The 14285-nt window shown below is 46.3% G+C and carries 14 protein-coding genes; 4 read left to right on the top strand and 10 right to left on the bottom strand.

The window, feature by feature from the left end; all coding sequences use genetic code 11:
• Positions 1-384 precede the first annotated feature (384 nt).
• Complete coding sequence (locus LKD46_RS04910) at positions 385-1668, top strand: O-acetylhomoserine aminocarboxypropyltransferase/cysteine synthase family protein (protein WP_110102053.1); 1284 nt, start codon at positions 385-387, stop codon at positions 1666-1668.
• Positions 1669-1857: 189 nt separating this feature from the next.
• Here the strand turns inward: LKD46_RS04910 and LKD46_RS04905 are convergent, their stop codons facing one another.
• The 3 genes from LKD46_RS04905 to LKD46_RS04895 form a co-directional block, all read right to left on the bottom strand.
• The gene (locus LKD46_RS04905; protein ID WP_015525728.1) at positions 1858-2151 is read right to left on the bottom strand and encodes a phage holin family protein; all 294 of its coding nucleotides are present in this window, start codon (positions 2149-2151) and stop codon (positions 1858-1860) included.
• A gap of 212 nt (positions 2152-2363) precedes the next feature.
• Complete coding sequence (locus tag LKD46_RS04900) at positions 2364-3374, bottom strand: GGGtGRT protein (RefSeq protein WP_015525727.1); 1011 nt, start codon at positions 3372-3374, stop codon at positions 2364-2366.
• 40 nt (positions 3375-3414) lie between these two features.
• A complete protein-coding gene (locus LKD46_RS04895) occupies positions 3415-4107 on the bottom strand; it encodes an iron-sulfur cluster assembly scaffold protein (protein WP_015525726.1) in 693 nt (230 codons plus the stop codon).
• Positions 4108-4353: 246 nt separating this feature from the next.
• Here LKD46_RS04895 and LKD46_RS04890 point away from each other — a divergent pair, with 246 nt between their 5' ends.
• Positions 4354-5091, top strand: coding sequence for a TraX family protein (locus LKD46_RS04890; protein ID WP_110102055.1), 738 nt, complete (start codon positions 4354-4356; stop codon positions 5089-5091).
• Between the two features lie 123 nt (positions 5092-5214).
• On the opposite strand, the gene LKD46_RS04885 is transcribed toward LKD46_RS04890, so the two are convergent.
• The 7 genes from LKD46_RS04885 to LKD46_RS04855 form a co-directional block, all read right to left on the bottom strand.
• A complete protein-coding gene (locus tag LKD46_RS04885; protein ID WP_110102057.1) occupies positions 5215-5883 on the bottom strand; it encodes an LbetaH domain-containing protein in 669 nt (222 codons plus the stop codon).
• Positions 5880-7931, bottom strand: coding sequence for a DNA topoisomerase (locus tag LKD46_RS04880; protein WP_110102059.1), 2052 nt, complete (start codon positions 7929-7931; stop codon positions 5880-5882). Before LKD46_RS04880 ends, LKD46_RS04885 begins: the two co-directional genes overlap by 4 nt.
• 1 nt (position 7932) lies before the next feature.
• A complete protein-coding gene (locus LKD46_RS04875) occupies positions 7933-8688 on the bottom strand; it encodes a formate/nitrite transporter family protein (RefSeq protein ID WP_110102060.1) in 756 nt (251 codons plus the stop codon).
• A 181-nt stretch (positions 8689-8869) separates the two neighbouring features.
• Positions 8870-9106, bottom strand: a complete 237-nt coding sequence (locus LKD46_RS04870; RefSeq protein ID WP_015525721.1) for a putative Se/S carrier protein — start codon at positions 9104-9106, stop codon at positions 8870-8872.
• A 99-nt stretch (positions 9107-9205) separates the two neighbouring features.
• A complete protein-coding gene (asd, locus tag LKD46_RS04865; RefSeq protein ID WP_227573897.1) occupies positions 9206-10291 on the bottom strand; it encodes an aspartate-semialdehyde dehydrogenase in 1086 nt (361 codons plus the stop codon).
• Positions 10292-10384: 93 nt separating this feature from the next.
• Positions 10385-11764, bottom strand: a complete 1380-nt coding sequence (gene argH, locus LKD46_RS04860) for an argininosuccinate lyase (protein ID WP_227573896.1) — start codon at positions 11762-11764, stop codon at positions 10385-10387.
• Positions 11765-11915: 151 nt separating this feature from the next.
• Entirely contained in the window at positions 11916-12581 is a 666-nt protein-coding gene (locus LKD46_RS04855) for an epoxyqueuosine reductase QueH (protein ID WP_227573895.1), read from the bottom strand.
• A 129-nt stretch (positions 12582-12710) separates the two neighbouring features.
• Between LKD46_RS04855 and LKD46_RS04850 the strand changes: the two genes are divergently transcribed.
• Both LKD46_RS04850 and LKD46_RS04845 read left to right on the top strand, forming a co-directional pair.
• Positions 12711-13478, top strand: coding sequence for an ABC transporter ATP-binding protein (locus LKD46_RS04850; RefSeq protein WP_227573894.1), 768 nt, complete (start codon positions 12711-12713; stop codon positions 13476-13478).
• Positions 13471-14265 carry an ABC transporter permease gene (locus tag LKD46_RS04845; protein ID WP_227573912.1) on the top strand — a complete coding sequence of 265 codons (795 nt, stop codon included), beginning with the start codon at positions 13471-13473 and terminating at the stop codon, positions 14263-14265. The genes LKD46_RS04850 and LKD46_RS04845 overlap by 8 nt, the downstream gene beginning before the upstream one ends.
• The last annotated feature ends 20 nt before the right edge of the window (positions 14266-14285 follow it).

Here is a 14285-nt window from a genome sequence, read left to right as displayed (position 1 = left end):
TTTTCACTATTTGTTACTCCATTCACATATTCTGTTTGTTTTACAGTATTTTTTTCGGCATTCACTCACATTTTCGCATCTATAAAATGACTTACTATGCTTATTATAAACGTTGATCATATAGCGTTTTATTATGTGCACCAGAACGCAATATTTCATTTCCCTTATACCCTAGTAGAGTTTATGTAGAATATTATTGTATTTCAACACATAAAGAGTTATACTTATATGTAGTTTTATTTAAAATACACAAATGCATTTTTCATACTTTATTTAACCGAACTTTAAGGATCAAAGCTTCTCTCAGAAATCCCTGAAACGCAGGCAGGCTTCCCTGATTCGGTTAAATTCATACGAAAAACACAGCAGAAAGGACTTATCCCTATGAGCGACTATAATTTAGAGACTAAATGTATCCACTCCGGCTATACCCCATCCAAGGGCGAGCCCTGTGCACTTCCTGTCTATCAGAGCACTACTTACAAATATGACACCACTGACGAAATGGGCCAATTATTTGATCTGAAGGCAGACGGATATTTTTACACCCGTCTCCAGAACCCGACCAACGATGCCGTAGCTGCAAAGATCGCAGATCTGGAAGGCGGTGTTGCTGCGATCCTGACTTCTTCCGGACAGGCAGCCAACTTCTACGCAGTATTTAATATCTGTGAGGCAGGCGATCACGTTGTTGCCGCTTCTACCATTTACGGAGGAACCTTCAACCTTCTTGCCGTCACCTTCAAGAAGCTTGGCATTGACTGCACCTTTGTTGATACCGATGCAACAGAAGAAGAGATTGCTGCCGCATTTAAACCGAACACAAAGGTTCTCTTTGCAGAAACCATCGCCAATCCGGCTCTGGTCGTCCTGGACATCGAGAAATTTGCACACGTTGCACACCAGAACGGCGTGCCTCTTATTGTGGATAACACCTTTGCCACACCGGTAAACTGCCGTCCCTTCGAGTGGGGTGCAGATATCGTTACCCACTCCACCACCAAATATATGGACGGGCATGCCGTTCAGGTAGGCGGTGCCATTGTCGACAGCGGTAACTTCGACTGGGATGCCTATGGCCATAAATATCACGGTCTGACAGAGCCGGATGAATCCTATCACGGTGTTGTCTATACAAAGCAGTTTGAAAAAAAAGCTTACATCACTAAGGCTACTTCCCAGCTGATGCGTGATCTGGGCTCTATTCCGTCTCCGATGAACTGTTTCCTTCTGAACCTCGGCCTGGAAACGCTTCCACTGCGTGTTGAACGCCATTGCTCCAACGCCCAGAAGATCGCAGAATACCTAAACGCACACGAAAAGGTTTCTCATGTAAATTACGCAGGACTTCCAGAGGATAAATATCACACACTGGCTCAGAAATATATGAAGGATGGCCGTACCTGCGGCGTTATCTCCTTTGAACTGACCGGTGGCCGTGATGCAGCAGTCCGTTTTATGGACAGTCTGAAGCTTGCCACCATCGCAACTCATGTTGCTGCTTCCATCACTATGGTCCTTCACCCAGCCAGCCATACTCACCGTCAGATGAACGACGAGCAGCTGGTTGAAGCAGGAGTTTCTCCCGGAATGATCCGTCTTTCCATTGGTATCGAAAATGTAGATGATATTATCAAAGATCTGGATCAGGCACTGAAAAATGCATAAATAACCAATTCAAAAAGGAAGGATACATCTGCTCATGCATGATGTATCCTTCCTTTTTATGATATATTTTCTCCTACTCTCAATTATGGCATTTCCGCAAATTACCTGCATCCTGTTCTGAACGGCTTTCTTCTGGCGCATAAATTCCTGCAGCTGCTGCAAGTATCTGAAACTACCTTACAAAATCCATTATTCATCTTTTTCCAGCTGTTTGATCAGCTGGTTCACATATGTAGAAAGCCCCGCCACCAGGACTCCCTGTGTCGTGGATGTAAATACTGCCATTGCAATATCCTGTGCATTTTTACAGGAACAGGTAGCAAAAATATAAATTCCGCATATAAGTATCCCTGCACACCCCAGTATCAGCGGAATATATTTGTCCTTCACAGCCTGAGCCTCCTTCAGTGCGATCCCCATAAAATACAAAGCGATCGCTGTGATCAGCAATTCCGGTTTAATATAATCCACAAGCGCTTCCATAAATATTCTCAGTATCTCCCCTGCCGCTTTGATTTATTTTATGAATTTCTCCAAAAAATATTTCATAAATTCCCCAAAAATGTTAGCTACGTGTTCGCTATTGCTGTTTTTTCACACTTTTTGAGAATATTTTGTTCTATTTCAGAGCAAAAAGAAAAAGGCCATAGACCCTAAGGTTTACAGCCTTTCCCACTATTTTTCGTTATCTGAAATCAGAATTTGCCAGCGTCAGCAGCTTCCTGTACGGAAACAGCTACAGCAACTGTCATACCAACCATCGGGTTGTTTCCAGCGCCGATAAGACCCATCATCTCTACGTGAGCCGGTACGGAAGAAGATCCTGCGAACTGAGCGTCAGAATGCATACGTCCAAGTGTATCAGTCATACCATAGGAAGCAGGACCTGCTGCCATGTTGTCCGGATGAAGTGTACGTCCTGTACCACCGCCGGAAGCAACGGAGAAGTATTTTTTACCTTTCTCGTTGCACTCTTTTTTGTATGTTCCTGCTACCGGATGCTGGAAACGAGTCGGGTTTGTGGAGTTTCCTGTAATGGAAACGTCAACGCCCTCTTTCCACATGATCGCAACACCTTCCGGAACGCTGTTAGCGCCGTAGCAGTTAACCTTTGCACGAAGTCCCTCAGAATAGGATTTACGGAATACTTCCTTAACCTCGTTCTTATATGGATCATACTCTGTCTCTACATATGTAAAGCCGTTGATACGGGAGATGATCTGAGCAGCATCTTTTCCAAGACCGTTCAGGATAACACGAAGAGGTTTTTTACGAACCTTGTTTGCTTTCTCAGCGATACCGATCGCACCCTCAGCTGCTGCGAAAGACTCATGTCCTGCAAGGAAACAGAAGCAGTCTGTCTCTTCCTCAAGGAGCATCTTTCCAAGGTTTCCATGTCCAAGACCTACTTTACGTGTGTCTGCAACGGATCCCGGGATACAGAAAGCCTGAAGACCTTCTCCGATAGCTGCAGCTGCATCAGCGGCTCTTCTGCAGCCTTTTTTGATCGCGATAGCTGCACCTACTGTGTAAGCCCAGCAAGCGTTCTCGAAGCAGATCGGCTGAATGCCTTTGATCTGATCGTAAACGTTCAGTCCTGCGTCTTTAGTGATTTTCTCAGCTTCTTCGATAGAAGCGATTCCATAGCTGTTTAAAACAGAATTGATCTTGTCAATTCGTCTCTCATATGATTCAAATAAAGCCATTTCCTGTAACCTCCTGATATTTTCACCTTACGAAGTGTAATTACTCTTTTCTTGGGTCGATGATCTTAACAGCATCTGCAACACGGCCGTACTGACCCTTTGCTTTCTCCCATGCTGTGTTCGGGTCATCACCTTTCTTAATGAAGTCAGTCATTTTTCCAAGGCTTACGAACTGATATCCGATGATCTCATCGTTCTCGTCAAGAGCGATACCTGTAACATAACCCTCAGCCATCTCAAGGTAACGAGGTCCTTTTTTCAGAGTTCCATACATTGTACCAACCTGAGAACGAAGTCCTTTTCCAAGGTCCTCAAGACCAGCGCCTACTGCAAGTCCGTCCTCGGAGAATGCAGACTGGGAACGTCCGTAAACGATCTGAAGGAAAAGCTCTCTCATAGCTGTATTGATTGCATCACATACAAGGTCTGTGTTCAGTGCCTCCATAACGGTAAGTCCTGGAAGGATCTCAGAAGCCATAGCTGCAGAGTGAGTCATTCCTGAACATCCGATTGTCTCAACAAGTGCCTCCTGGATGATTCCCTCTTTAACGTTAAGGGAAAGCTTACAAGCACCCTGCTGCGGAGCACACCAGCCAACACCGTGTGTAAATCCGGAGATATCCTTTACTTCTTTTGCCTGAACCCATTTTGCTTCTTCCGGGATCGGAGCGGCACCATGATGTACGCCCTGTGCCACTGGACACATTTCTTCTACTTCGCGTGAATAAATCATTTTAAAACTCCTTTCAAGTATAGATTGACCGATGTTATTGAGAAAAAAAGTTCGATAACACCCTATCGCTATTTTCTCACAAAACCGTTGTTTCGTCCAGTCATATTTGATAAAATTTTGCCATAAAACGCATAATATTGGTAGTTATTCCGGCAGTATTGCATGCCTAACTGTCAAATATTTCTGGCAACTACTGTATGTATGTGATAATATATTAGCAAGTTTAACCTTGGAGGTATATTTTTCATGAATGCATCTGTGGATTCTGTTTTTCCAGAAAAATACCGCATTCTCAGCGGAAGCGCTCTGAAGATGATCGCGATCATCACCATGCTGATCGATCATATCGGAGCTGTGCTGCTCAGTATGTATCAGCCTGCACAGAAAATCCTGTTTACACTTTTCGGCAGAGAATATACTGTATATCTTATTTTCCGCGATATCGGAAGAGCTGCTTTTCCCATCTTCTGTTTTCTCCTGCTGGAAGGCTTCCGTCATACACGGAGCCGGTTCCTCTATGGAAGAAATCTCCTTCTTTTTGCGCTGCTCTCAGAAATTCCGTGGAATCTGATGTTTACAAATACGCTGCGTTACGAAAGACAAAATGTGTTTTTTACGCTTTTCCTCGGATATCTGGCCTTTTGTGCCATTGAATATTTCCAGGCCAGACCTTCGATGCAGCTTCTCTGCATCCTGGGACTGCTTGTTGTTTCCATTTTTCTGAAAGCAGACTATGGATGGCGGGGGTATATCTTCCTGCTGATCATGTACTATATGCGAAACGATAAGCCAGGCCAGGCAATCCTCGGAAGCTGCTGGCTTTACTATGAATGGAGAGCCTCCTTTGCCTTTCTGTCCATTAACCTGTACAATGGAAAAAGAGGCTTCATCCGCGGAAAATCAGCAAAATATTTCTTTTACTGGTTTTACCCAGTCCATATTATAGGACTGGTCATACTTCGACAGCTTTTGTTTTTATCTTAATCCCGCCCGCTCCCGGTCGGTTCATCCTTCCACGACCAATACTGTTGCATCCATCACCCCATCAAAAAAAGCTGCACTTTCTCAAAAGTGCAGCTTAAATGCGTGTCCAGAAGAATATGTTTCTTATTTTTTCTTTACGATCTCTTTTGCATTTTTATAAATGGAATCCGCCGGAACACATCCACGTACCGGTGACAGCGGGTAAATATTGGAATTCCGTCCGATCACAGTACCGGGATTCAGCACAGAACCGCATCCGACTTCAACATGATCCCCGAGCATCGCTCCGAATTTCTTAAGACCGGTTTCGATCTTTTCATCCCCGTCTTTTACGACAACCAGCTTCTTGTCTGATTTTACGTTGGAACAGATCGATCCGGCACCCATGTGGGACTTATATCCCAGCACAGCATCTCCAACATAATTATAATGAGGAACCTGAACCTTGTTAAACAGCACTGCATTCTTAAGCTCTGTGGAATTTCCCACAACTGCGCCCTCACCAACGATAGCCTTGCCGCGGATAAACGCACAGTGGCGCACCTCGGCGTCTCTGCCAATGATAGCCGGTCCGGTGATACTTGCAGTCGGCGCAACTGTAGCAGATCTTGCGATCCATACATTTTCGCCCTTCTCCTCATATTCAGAAGAATCCAGTGTTTTTCCCAGCTTAATAATGAAATCTCCGATCTCCGGAAGAACCTCCCACGGATAGGTTTTTCCCTCAAAAAGCTCTGCTGCAATGGTCTCATTCAGATCCAGCATATTGCTGATAGTAAAATCTTTCATCATGATGATCTCTTTCCTCCCTGTCTGGAAGCTCGCTCCGGCTTCCTGTAGTTTACAGCGGCCACATCAAAAAACTGCCGCAGGTTATACTGATAATTGCTTGCCTCCACCTGCCGGGTACGTACCCGCACAAAATGCTCCAGCTTGTCCATATATTCCTGTTCCGTGATGCTGCCCTCTGCCACATAGGTGAGCCCCTTTTCCCAGCTTGCCGTAAGCTCCGGGTTCAGAAGCTGCCGGATAGAACAATTTACCACATCAAAGATCATTTCCCCAAGAAGCGTTGGAGTGATCACCTGGGTCTTTTTGTTCAGTGCCAGATATTTGATGTTAAAAAGCTTCTTCAGGATCTCGGCACGGGTAGCACTGGTGCCGATCCCGCTTCCCTTGATCTGGGCTCGAAGCTCCTCATCCTCGATCAGCTGTCCTGCATTTTCCATGGCAAGGATCATGGAACCGGAATTGTATCGTTTGGGCGGTGAAGTCTCACCCTCCTTGATACTCAAACCGTTCACAGGAAGTATATCACCCTTTTTCAGCTTCTGCAACGCCTCCAGGAGCACAGTATCACAGGAAACCTCGTCTTCCTCTCCATTTCTGTTTTTCTCACTGTCTGAAGCCCTTTTCCGCGAAAAAGAATTCGTGGCGGTCTTCAGATAGCCTTCTTCTTTGAGAACCTTAAAGGATGAAAAGAATGCCTCGCCATCCAGCTTCGTCACAAGACTCACCTTCTGATAAACGGCCGGCGGATAAAAAATACACAAAAATCTCCGTACAATAGTCTCGTACACACGCTGCGCAGTAAGAGACACGCTTCCAAGCGCATTCAATCCCTGACCGGTAGGAATGATCGCATAATGGTCTGTGATCTGCTTGTCATTCACATATCTGGTCTTTGCAATGCTTTTCCAGGATTCCATCCCCAAAACCTCTGCCGCCGCAGCACCGGCCTGCTGATAATTTCGAAGACCGGATATATTCTTGTATATCTCCTTGGCCACTGCCGTGGAAAGAACTCTGGCATCCGTTCTCGGATAAGTCACCAGCTTCTTCTCATAAAGCTCCTGTACGATCCGGAGTGTCTCGTCCGGACTGATCTTAAACAGCTTTGAGCACACATTCTGAAGCTCCGCCAGGTTAAAAAGAAGCGGCGGATTTTTGTTTTCTTTTTTTCGTTCCACCTTTTCCACAATACAGGAAAGGGGCTGGTTCACCATCAGCTGATCGATCAGCATCTGTGCATGCTCTTTTTTCCTGAAGCCGTTTTCTTTATAAAGATACGGGGACTGGAAATACCGGCTGCCTTCCACAGCTCTCCATTCACCGTCAAAATTTTCGCCTGCAAGTCCAATGCTGCCAAGGACACGGTAAAACGGTGTCTTCACAAAGACACGGATCTCCCGTTCTCTCCGCACCACCATGCCAAGAACACAGGTCATCACACGCCCAACTGCAATGGCCTGATATTTGGAATGGAGATAATTGGTGACACTGCTTCCGTAGCGCAAGGTCAGAACTCTGGAAAAATTGATTCCCATAAGATAATCTTCCTTTGCGCGGAGATACGCAGATGCTGCCAGATTATCATACTCCGAGATATCCTTCGCTTCACGGATCCCTCTTAAGATCTCTTCCTCTGTCTGGGAATCGATCCACACACGTTTCTGGACTTTCCCCTTTACTCCTGCCATCTGGGCTACCAGACGGTAGATATATTCACCCTCACGTCCGGAGTCGGTACACACATAAATGGTATCCACATCCGGCCGGTTCAGCAGTCCTTTTACGATCTCGAACTGCTTTTTGACCCCGGGGATCACTTCATATTTAAATTCGCGCGGCAAAAAAGGCAGGGTATCAAAACTCCACCTTTTAAACTTGATATCATATTTTTCGGGATAGCTCATGGTAACCAGGTGTCCTACACACCAGGTTACCACAGAATCATCAGATTCCAGATATCCGTCTTTTCTCTGACCGTTGATCTTCAAAGCCTTCGCAAATTCCTGTGCCACGCTGGGCTTCTCCGCTATGTATAAAGCCTTTGCCATACTATTTATCTGCACTCATCTTTCTAAGCGGCCATGCCAGAAGCACAGCTCCGCCAACTATATTTCCCAGTGTTACGATCACCATGCTTTTAAGCATAGCGCCGACAGACAATCCTGGCACCATACAGAATGCAACTGTAAAAATACCCATATTTGCAATACAATGCTCAAATCCGCTGACAACGAAACCTGAAATACAGATCACAATCATCAGGAACTTGCCTGACTCACTCTTCAGCTTAATGCCGCAGAGAACAGCAAGACAGACGAAGAAATTACAAAGTACCGCACGGAAAAACATCTGTCCTGCCGGAATACTCAGTTTTCCGTTTATAAATCCAGCAAAATAATCTGCTGTACCGGACGCTCCGGCACCTGCAAAGATCAGCGCCAGGATCAGGCATCCCACAAAATTGCCGATGTAACTGATTCCCCAGACCTTGCCTACATCTTTCCATGATACGCTCTTGTCATACGCACCAAAAGCCATTACCAGATTGTTACCGGTAAACAGCTCTCCTCCTACCATTGCGATCAGCAGGACCGCAATAGAGAACACGATGGCTCCAAGGAATTTCCCCCATTCCGGGAATGTCTTGGAAAATACATTTCCAACAACGTTACTGTAGATCATCGCCACATCAATAAAAAATCCGGCCATGATCGCCCGCATAAAGTATTTTCCGAAATTGCTGTTCAGTAAGTTTATCTTACCCTTCGCAGCGGTTGACAGTTTCTCTACATCCTCCCTGTTCATAAATAGCACCTCCACATATTTTTAGCAAGCGTGGCACTTTGTTGCTGCTTCTTTGTTCACAGCAACACGCTTTCCGGAAATCTGCTTGTTATATTGTAACACTTTACTAATTATTTAACAATAAAAATGCGAAAATTTTCAAAAATTTCCGTTTTGTTACATACAACAAACAATATCCGTTTTATACCAGAACACGATAGATGCCATCCCAGGCCAGTTCCTTTTTTTTCAGGAAATTTTCTGTTTCCTCCTCTGATTGCTCCACGCATTTCCATGCCAGTCCGCACTGGGCACTGATCTCTGAAGGGATCGGGATCAGCCTTCCCGGAAATTCGGATTCCTTGGCCGTTCTTTCCATTTTCATGGCAGCCGTGGTTGTGGAAAATGTCACAACTGTAGTAATTACTTTTCTGCGCATATCTCCTTTGTTCCTTCCACATACGCAAAAACAGGACACCGGAAAAACCGATATCCCGTTCCTGATGATTTTCTTTATTTCCTGTAAAGGATCCAGTTCTTATTTAGCCTGGATATATCCTTTCGCTTTCAGAGTTTCTGCACAGAGAACCGCTCCGCCTGCGGCACCTCTTACTGTGTTATGGGAAAGTCCGATGAACTTGTAATCATAAACAGTATCCTCACGAAGACGTCCTACAGATACTCCCATTCCATTCTCATAGTTTACATCCATCTGTACCTGCGGACGGTTGTCCTCCTCAAGATACTGGATGAACTGCTTCGGAGCGCTTGGAAGCTCAAGCTCCTGCGGAAGTCCCTTAAACTCAACCAGCTTCTGGATCAGCTGCTCTTTGGTAGGTTTCTTGCGGAATTTAACGAATACAGCTGCTGTATGTCCGTTGAGGACCGGAACACGTACACACTGGCATGTGATGACAGGTGTGGTAGCCGGAACGATCACGCCGTCCTCGATCTTGCCCCAGAGTCTTAATGGCTCCTTCTCACTCTTCTCTTCCTCACCACCGATGTACGGAATGATGTTGTGCTCCATCTCCGGCCAGTCCTTGAAGGTTTTTCCTGCTCCGGAAATAGCCTGGTATGTAGTGGCAACTACTTCATACGGCTCGAACTCTTTCCATGCGGTAAGTACCGGAGCGTAGCTCTGGATAGAGCAGTTCGGTTTAACAGCTACAAAGCCGCGTTTTGTTCCGAGACGTTTCTTCTGGAATTCGATAACCTCGAAGTGCTCCGGATTGATTTCCGGAACTACCATCGGAACGTCCGGTGTCCAGCGGTGTGCGCTGTTGTTGGACACAACCGGTGTCTCTGTCTTTGCATATTCTTCCTCGATCGCCTTGATCTCATCCTTAGTCATATCAACCGTGGAAAATACAAAGTCAACAGTAGCTGCAACCTTCTCAACCTCGTGAATATCCATAACAACCAGCTTCTTTACTGCCTCCGGCATCGGAGTATCCATTTTCCATCTGCCGCCTACAGCCTCCTCGTAGGTCTTACCTGCGCTTCTCGGGCTTGCAGCTACAGTAACCACCTCAAACCACGGGTGATTCTCCAGAAGAGAAATGAATCTCTGACCAACCATTCCAGTTGCACCTAAAATACCGACTTTAAGCTTTTCACTCATAATAAAACTCTCCTCATCTCGTGTCCCTCTATGGCACACATTTGTCTTTTCTGTAAATACTATACCAATTTTTCCGAAAATGCAAGCATTATCTTAATTTTTTTCAAGATATTCTTTATTCTGAGCGATCACCTGCTCCATCACGTCCGGTCCCGGTGCTCCCAAAGTCACACGTTTTTCCACGCAGGTCTTCATACTGATGGCCTCATAAATATCCTCCTCAAACACAGGACTGATCTCTTTGTACTCGGAAAGCGGAAGCTCATCCAGAGAGATTCCCTTATCCAGACAGAGAAGGACCAGTCTTCCGACGATGCCGTGAGCATCACGGAACGGTACACCGTGGTTGACCAGATAGTCTGCTGCGTCTGTGGCGTTTGTAAAGCCTCTTTTTGCACTTGCCTCCATGTTGGCTTTGTTGAACTGCATAGTGGAAACCATGCCGGTAAACAGGGCGATACAGCCCTTTACGGTGTCGATGGCATCAAAGGTCAGCTCCTTGTCTTCCTGCATATCTTTGTTGTATGCAAGCGGGATTCCCTTCATGGTTGTAAGAATAGATGTCAGCGCTCCGTAAACACGGCCCGTTTTTCCACGAACAAGCTCTGCGATATCCGGATTCTTCTTCTGCGGCATGATACTGCTGCCTGTGCTGTATGCGTCATCGATCTCAACGAAACGGTACTCATTGGAATTCCACAGAATGATCTCTTCTGAAAAGCGGCTCAGATGCATCATGATCGTAGAAAATGCACTGAGAAGCTCAATGACATAATCTCTGTCAGATACGGAATCCATACTGTTTCTGGTTGGTGCATCAAAGCCGAGAAGCTCTGCAGTATAGGCACGATCCAGCGGATAAGTGGTTCCTGCCAGTGCTCCCGCTCCAAGCGGACAGGTATTCATTCTCTTACGGATATCAAAAAGTCTGTCACGGTCTCTGCGGAACATCTCAAAATATGCGCCCACATGGTGTGCCAGAGTTACCGGCTGTGCCTTCTGAAGGTGGGTAAATCCCGGCATGTAGGTGTGAACATTCTCTTCCATGATCTTCTGCAGGGCAAGAAGAAGGTCCTTCAGCTCCTTATCTGTCTCATCGATCTCGTCGCGGACATAAAGCTTCATGTCCAGAGCTACCTGGTCATTACGGCTTCTTCCTGTATGAAGCTTCTTTCCGGCGTCTCCGATACGCTCGATCAGATTCGCCTCCACGAAGCTGTGGATATCCTCATACTCAGCTGTGATCTCCAGCTTTCCTGCTTCCACGTCTGCAAGGATACCGTCCAGTCCTTCTGTGATCTGCTCCTTTTCTTCCTCTGTCAGGATCCCCTGCTTTGCAAGCATGGCAACATGTGCCTTGCTTCCTCGGATATCCTGTCTGTAAAATTTCTGATCAAAAGAAATGGATGCATTAAAATTGTAAACCAGCTTGTCCGTTTCTTTTGTGAAACGGCCTCCCCATAACTGTGCCATATTAATTCTTCCTCACTTTTCTTTTTTGCGGCAGAACTGTCTTCTCCGGACATACATGAGATCCGTCTCCCGGACGTCTGCACTTTTCTGTGTTAGTGTAACATATTTTTATAAAAATGCAAAGTTTTTCATAATTATACGTTTGCTGTCTTCAGCCGTTGTTACTGTTCACTCGGTTCTCAGTAACCAGCCGTTCTCTGTCCATGGCTTCTTTCTTTGAAAATACACAGCCGCAGTAATTCTGCCGGTACAGAGCATGCTCATGAGACAGTTCAATAGAACGCTTGTAGCCATTCTTTTTCTTGAAATCTGAAGTCAGATGTGGCACCTTATAGATTTCTGCCAGTTCCTCACCGATCTCATTGATCTTCTGTGCATTTTTCAGAGGACTGATACTTAAGGTTGTGGTGAAATAATCATATCCTCCCTCCTTCGCCAGTTTTGCCGCCTCTTCCATCCGCAGGCGGTAGCACCGAAAGCACCTCTCGCCGCCTTCCGGAACATCTTCCAGGCCTTTTGCCATCTCATAAAATTCCCCCGGGTCATACCGGCCCTCCATAAGAGTTACCGGATGGATAAATTCCATTTCCCCGATCAGGCGGCGGATCTCAGCCACACGGTGTGAATATTCCTCCTCCGGTGCGATATTTGGATTATAAAAAAATATCGTGATCTCAAAATACTGCGACAGGTATTCCATCACATAGCTGCTGCATGGCGCACAGCAGGCATGCAGAAAAAGTCTGGGAGTTTTCCCTTCTTTCTGGTTTCTTTCGATCAGTTTATCCAGTTCTTTCTGGTAATTTCTCTTATTCAATGTTTGTAATTCCTTTCTCTATGACTGTTTTCAGGCAGACATCGGAGTATACATCTCTGCCATTGGCCTTCTCCTGTTTCAGACATATGATAATATTATACCATTATCTACGAAAAGGAGGCAACATCCATGAATCCTGTCCTGAAAGTGCGGGACGTGTGTCTCTCCTATCACACCTTGTCCGGTGAGACACCCGCCCTTTCTCATATATCCTTTGACCTGATGCCCGGTGAATTCCTGTCCATTGTAGGACCTTCCGGATGCGGAAAATCCACTCTTCTGAATCTCATTGCCGGCCTGCTCACTCCGGAGCACGGTTCCATTACTCTGGGAGGCCGGCCGGTATCCTCCGGCAGTGCCGCCGTAGGATATATGCTCCAGAAGGATCATCTTCTGGAATGGCGGAGCATCTACAAAAACATCCTTCTCGGCCTGGAGATCCGAAAAGAGCTCACACCCGAAAAGCTGGCACATGCAGAAGCCCTTCTTCAGACCTACGGTCTGGACCGTTTCCGTGATGCCCGCCCTTCCCAGCTTTCCGGCGGAATGCGTCAGCGTGCTGCGCTGATCCGGACCCTGGTGCTGGAACCAGAGCTCCTTCTTCTGGATGAACCGTTTTCTGCACTGGATTACCAGACCCGCTTAAATGTCAGTGATGATATCGGGAAAATCCTCAAAAGCTCCGGCAAGCCTGCGATCCTGGTCACTCACGATATCTCAGAGGCCATCAGCATGGCCGACCGGGTACTGATCCTTTCTGCGCGTCCTGCCACTGTACGAAAGATCATTGATATCGATCTGGATATCAGCGGCCGCACTCCCCTCTCCTCCAGAAATGCTCCGGATTTTAAGAAATATTTTAACATCATATGGAAGGAGCTCAATGAAAATGCCTGAAATTTCCAGACAGCAGAAACAATATCTTGCACGGCAGAAAAAAGAAAAACACATTATCCTGGCTGCACGGATACTTCTTTTTGTCCTGTTTATGGGACTTTGGGAAATATCCTCTGATCTTGGATGGATCGATTCCTTTATCTTCAGCAGTCCTTCCCTGATCGCAGAGACCTTTCTTTCCATGTGCAGGGATCAGTCCCTGTTTGCACATATTGCCGTGACACTGGCAGAAACTCTTGTCAGTTTCTTTTTTGTTGTGATCCTGGGTGTAGGAACCGCAGTACTTCTCTGGTGCTCCCGACGGATCGCACAGATTCTGGAGCCATGTCTGGTGGTACTGAACAGTCTCCCGAAATCAGCTCTGGCCCCTCTTCTGATCGTATGGCTTGGTGCCAACGAACGTACCATTGTGGTCGCCGGCATGTCTGTAGCCATCTTCGGTTCCGTTATCAATCTGTACTCCGGCTTCTGCCAGGCAGATCCGGAAAAGCTGAAGCTGATCGAAACTCTGGGGGGACACAAAAAGGAAAAGCTTCTGAAGATCGTCCTGCCCTCCTCCGTTCCTCTTATCCTGAGTGTGATGAAGGTCAACATCGGGCTTTGCCTGGTGGGCGTGATCATCGGAGAATTTATCGGTGCCCGAAAAGGCCTGGGATACCTGATCATTTACGGAAGCCAGACATTCAGGCTTACATGGGTCCTGATGTCCATTGTGATCCTCTGCATCATTGCGATGCTGCTGTATTTTGCACTTTATCTTATTGAAAAGCAGGTCCGGAAGCATTAGCTGTAAAAAGGGCGTGTAAA

Origin of the sequence: Blautia fusiformis (assembly GCF_020686995.1) — a bacterium.
Classification (GTDB): Bacteria; Bacillota; Clostridia; order Lachnospirales; family Lachnospiraceae; genus Blautia_A; species Blautia_A fusiformis.
This window is presented reverse-complemented; position numbering and strand designations above follow the sequence as displayed.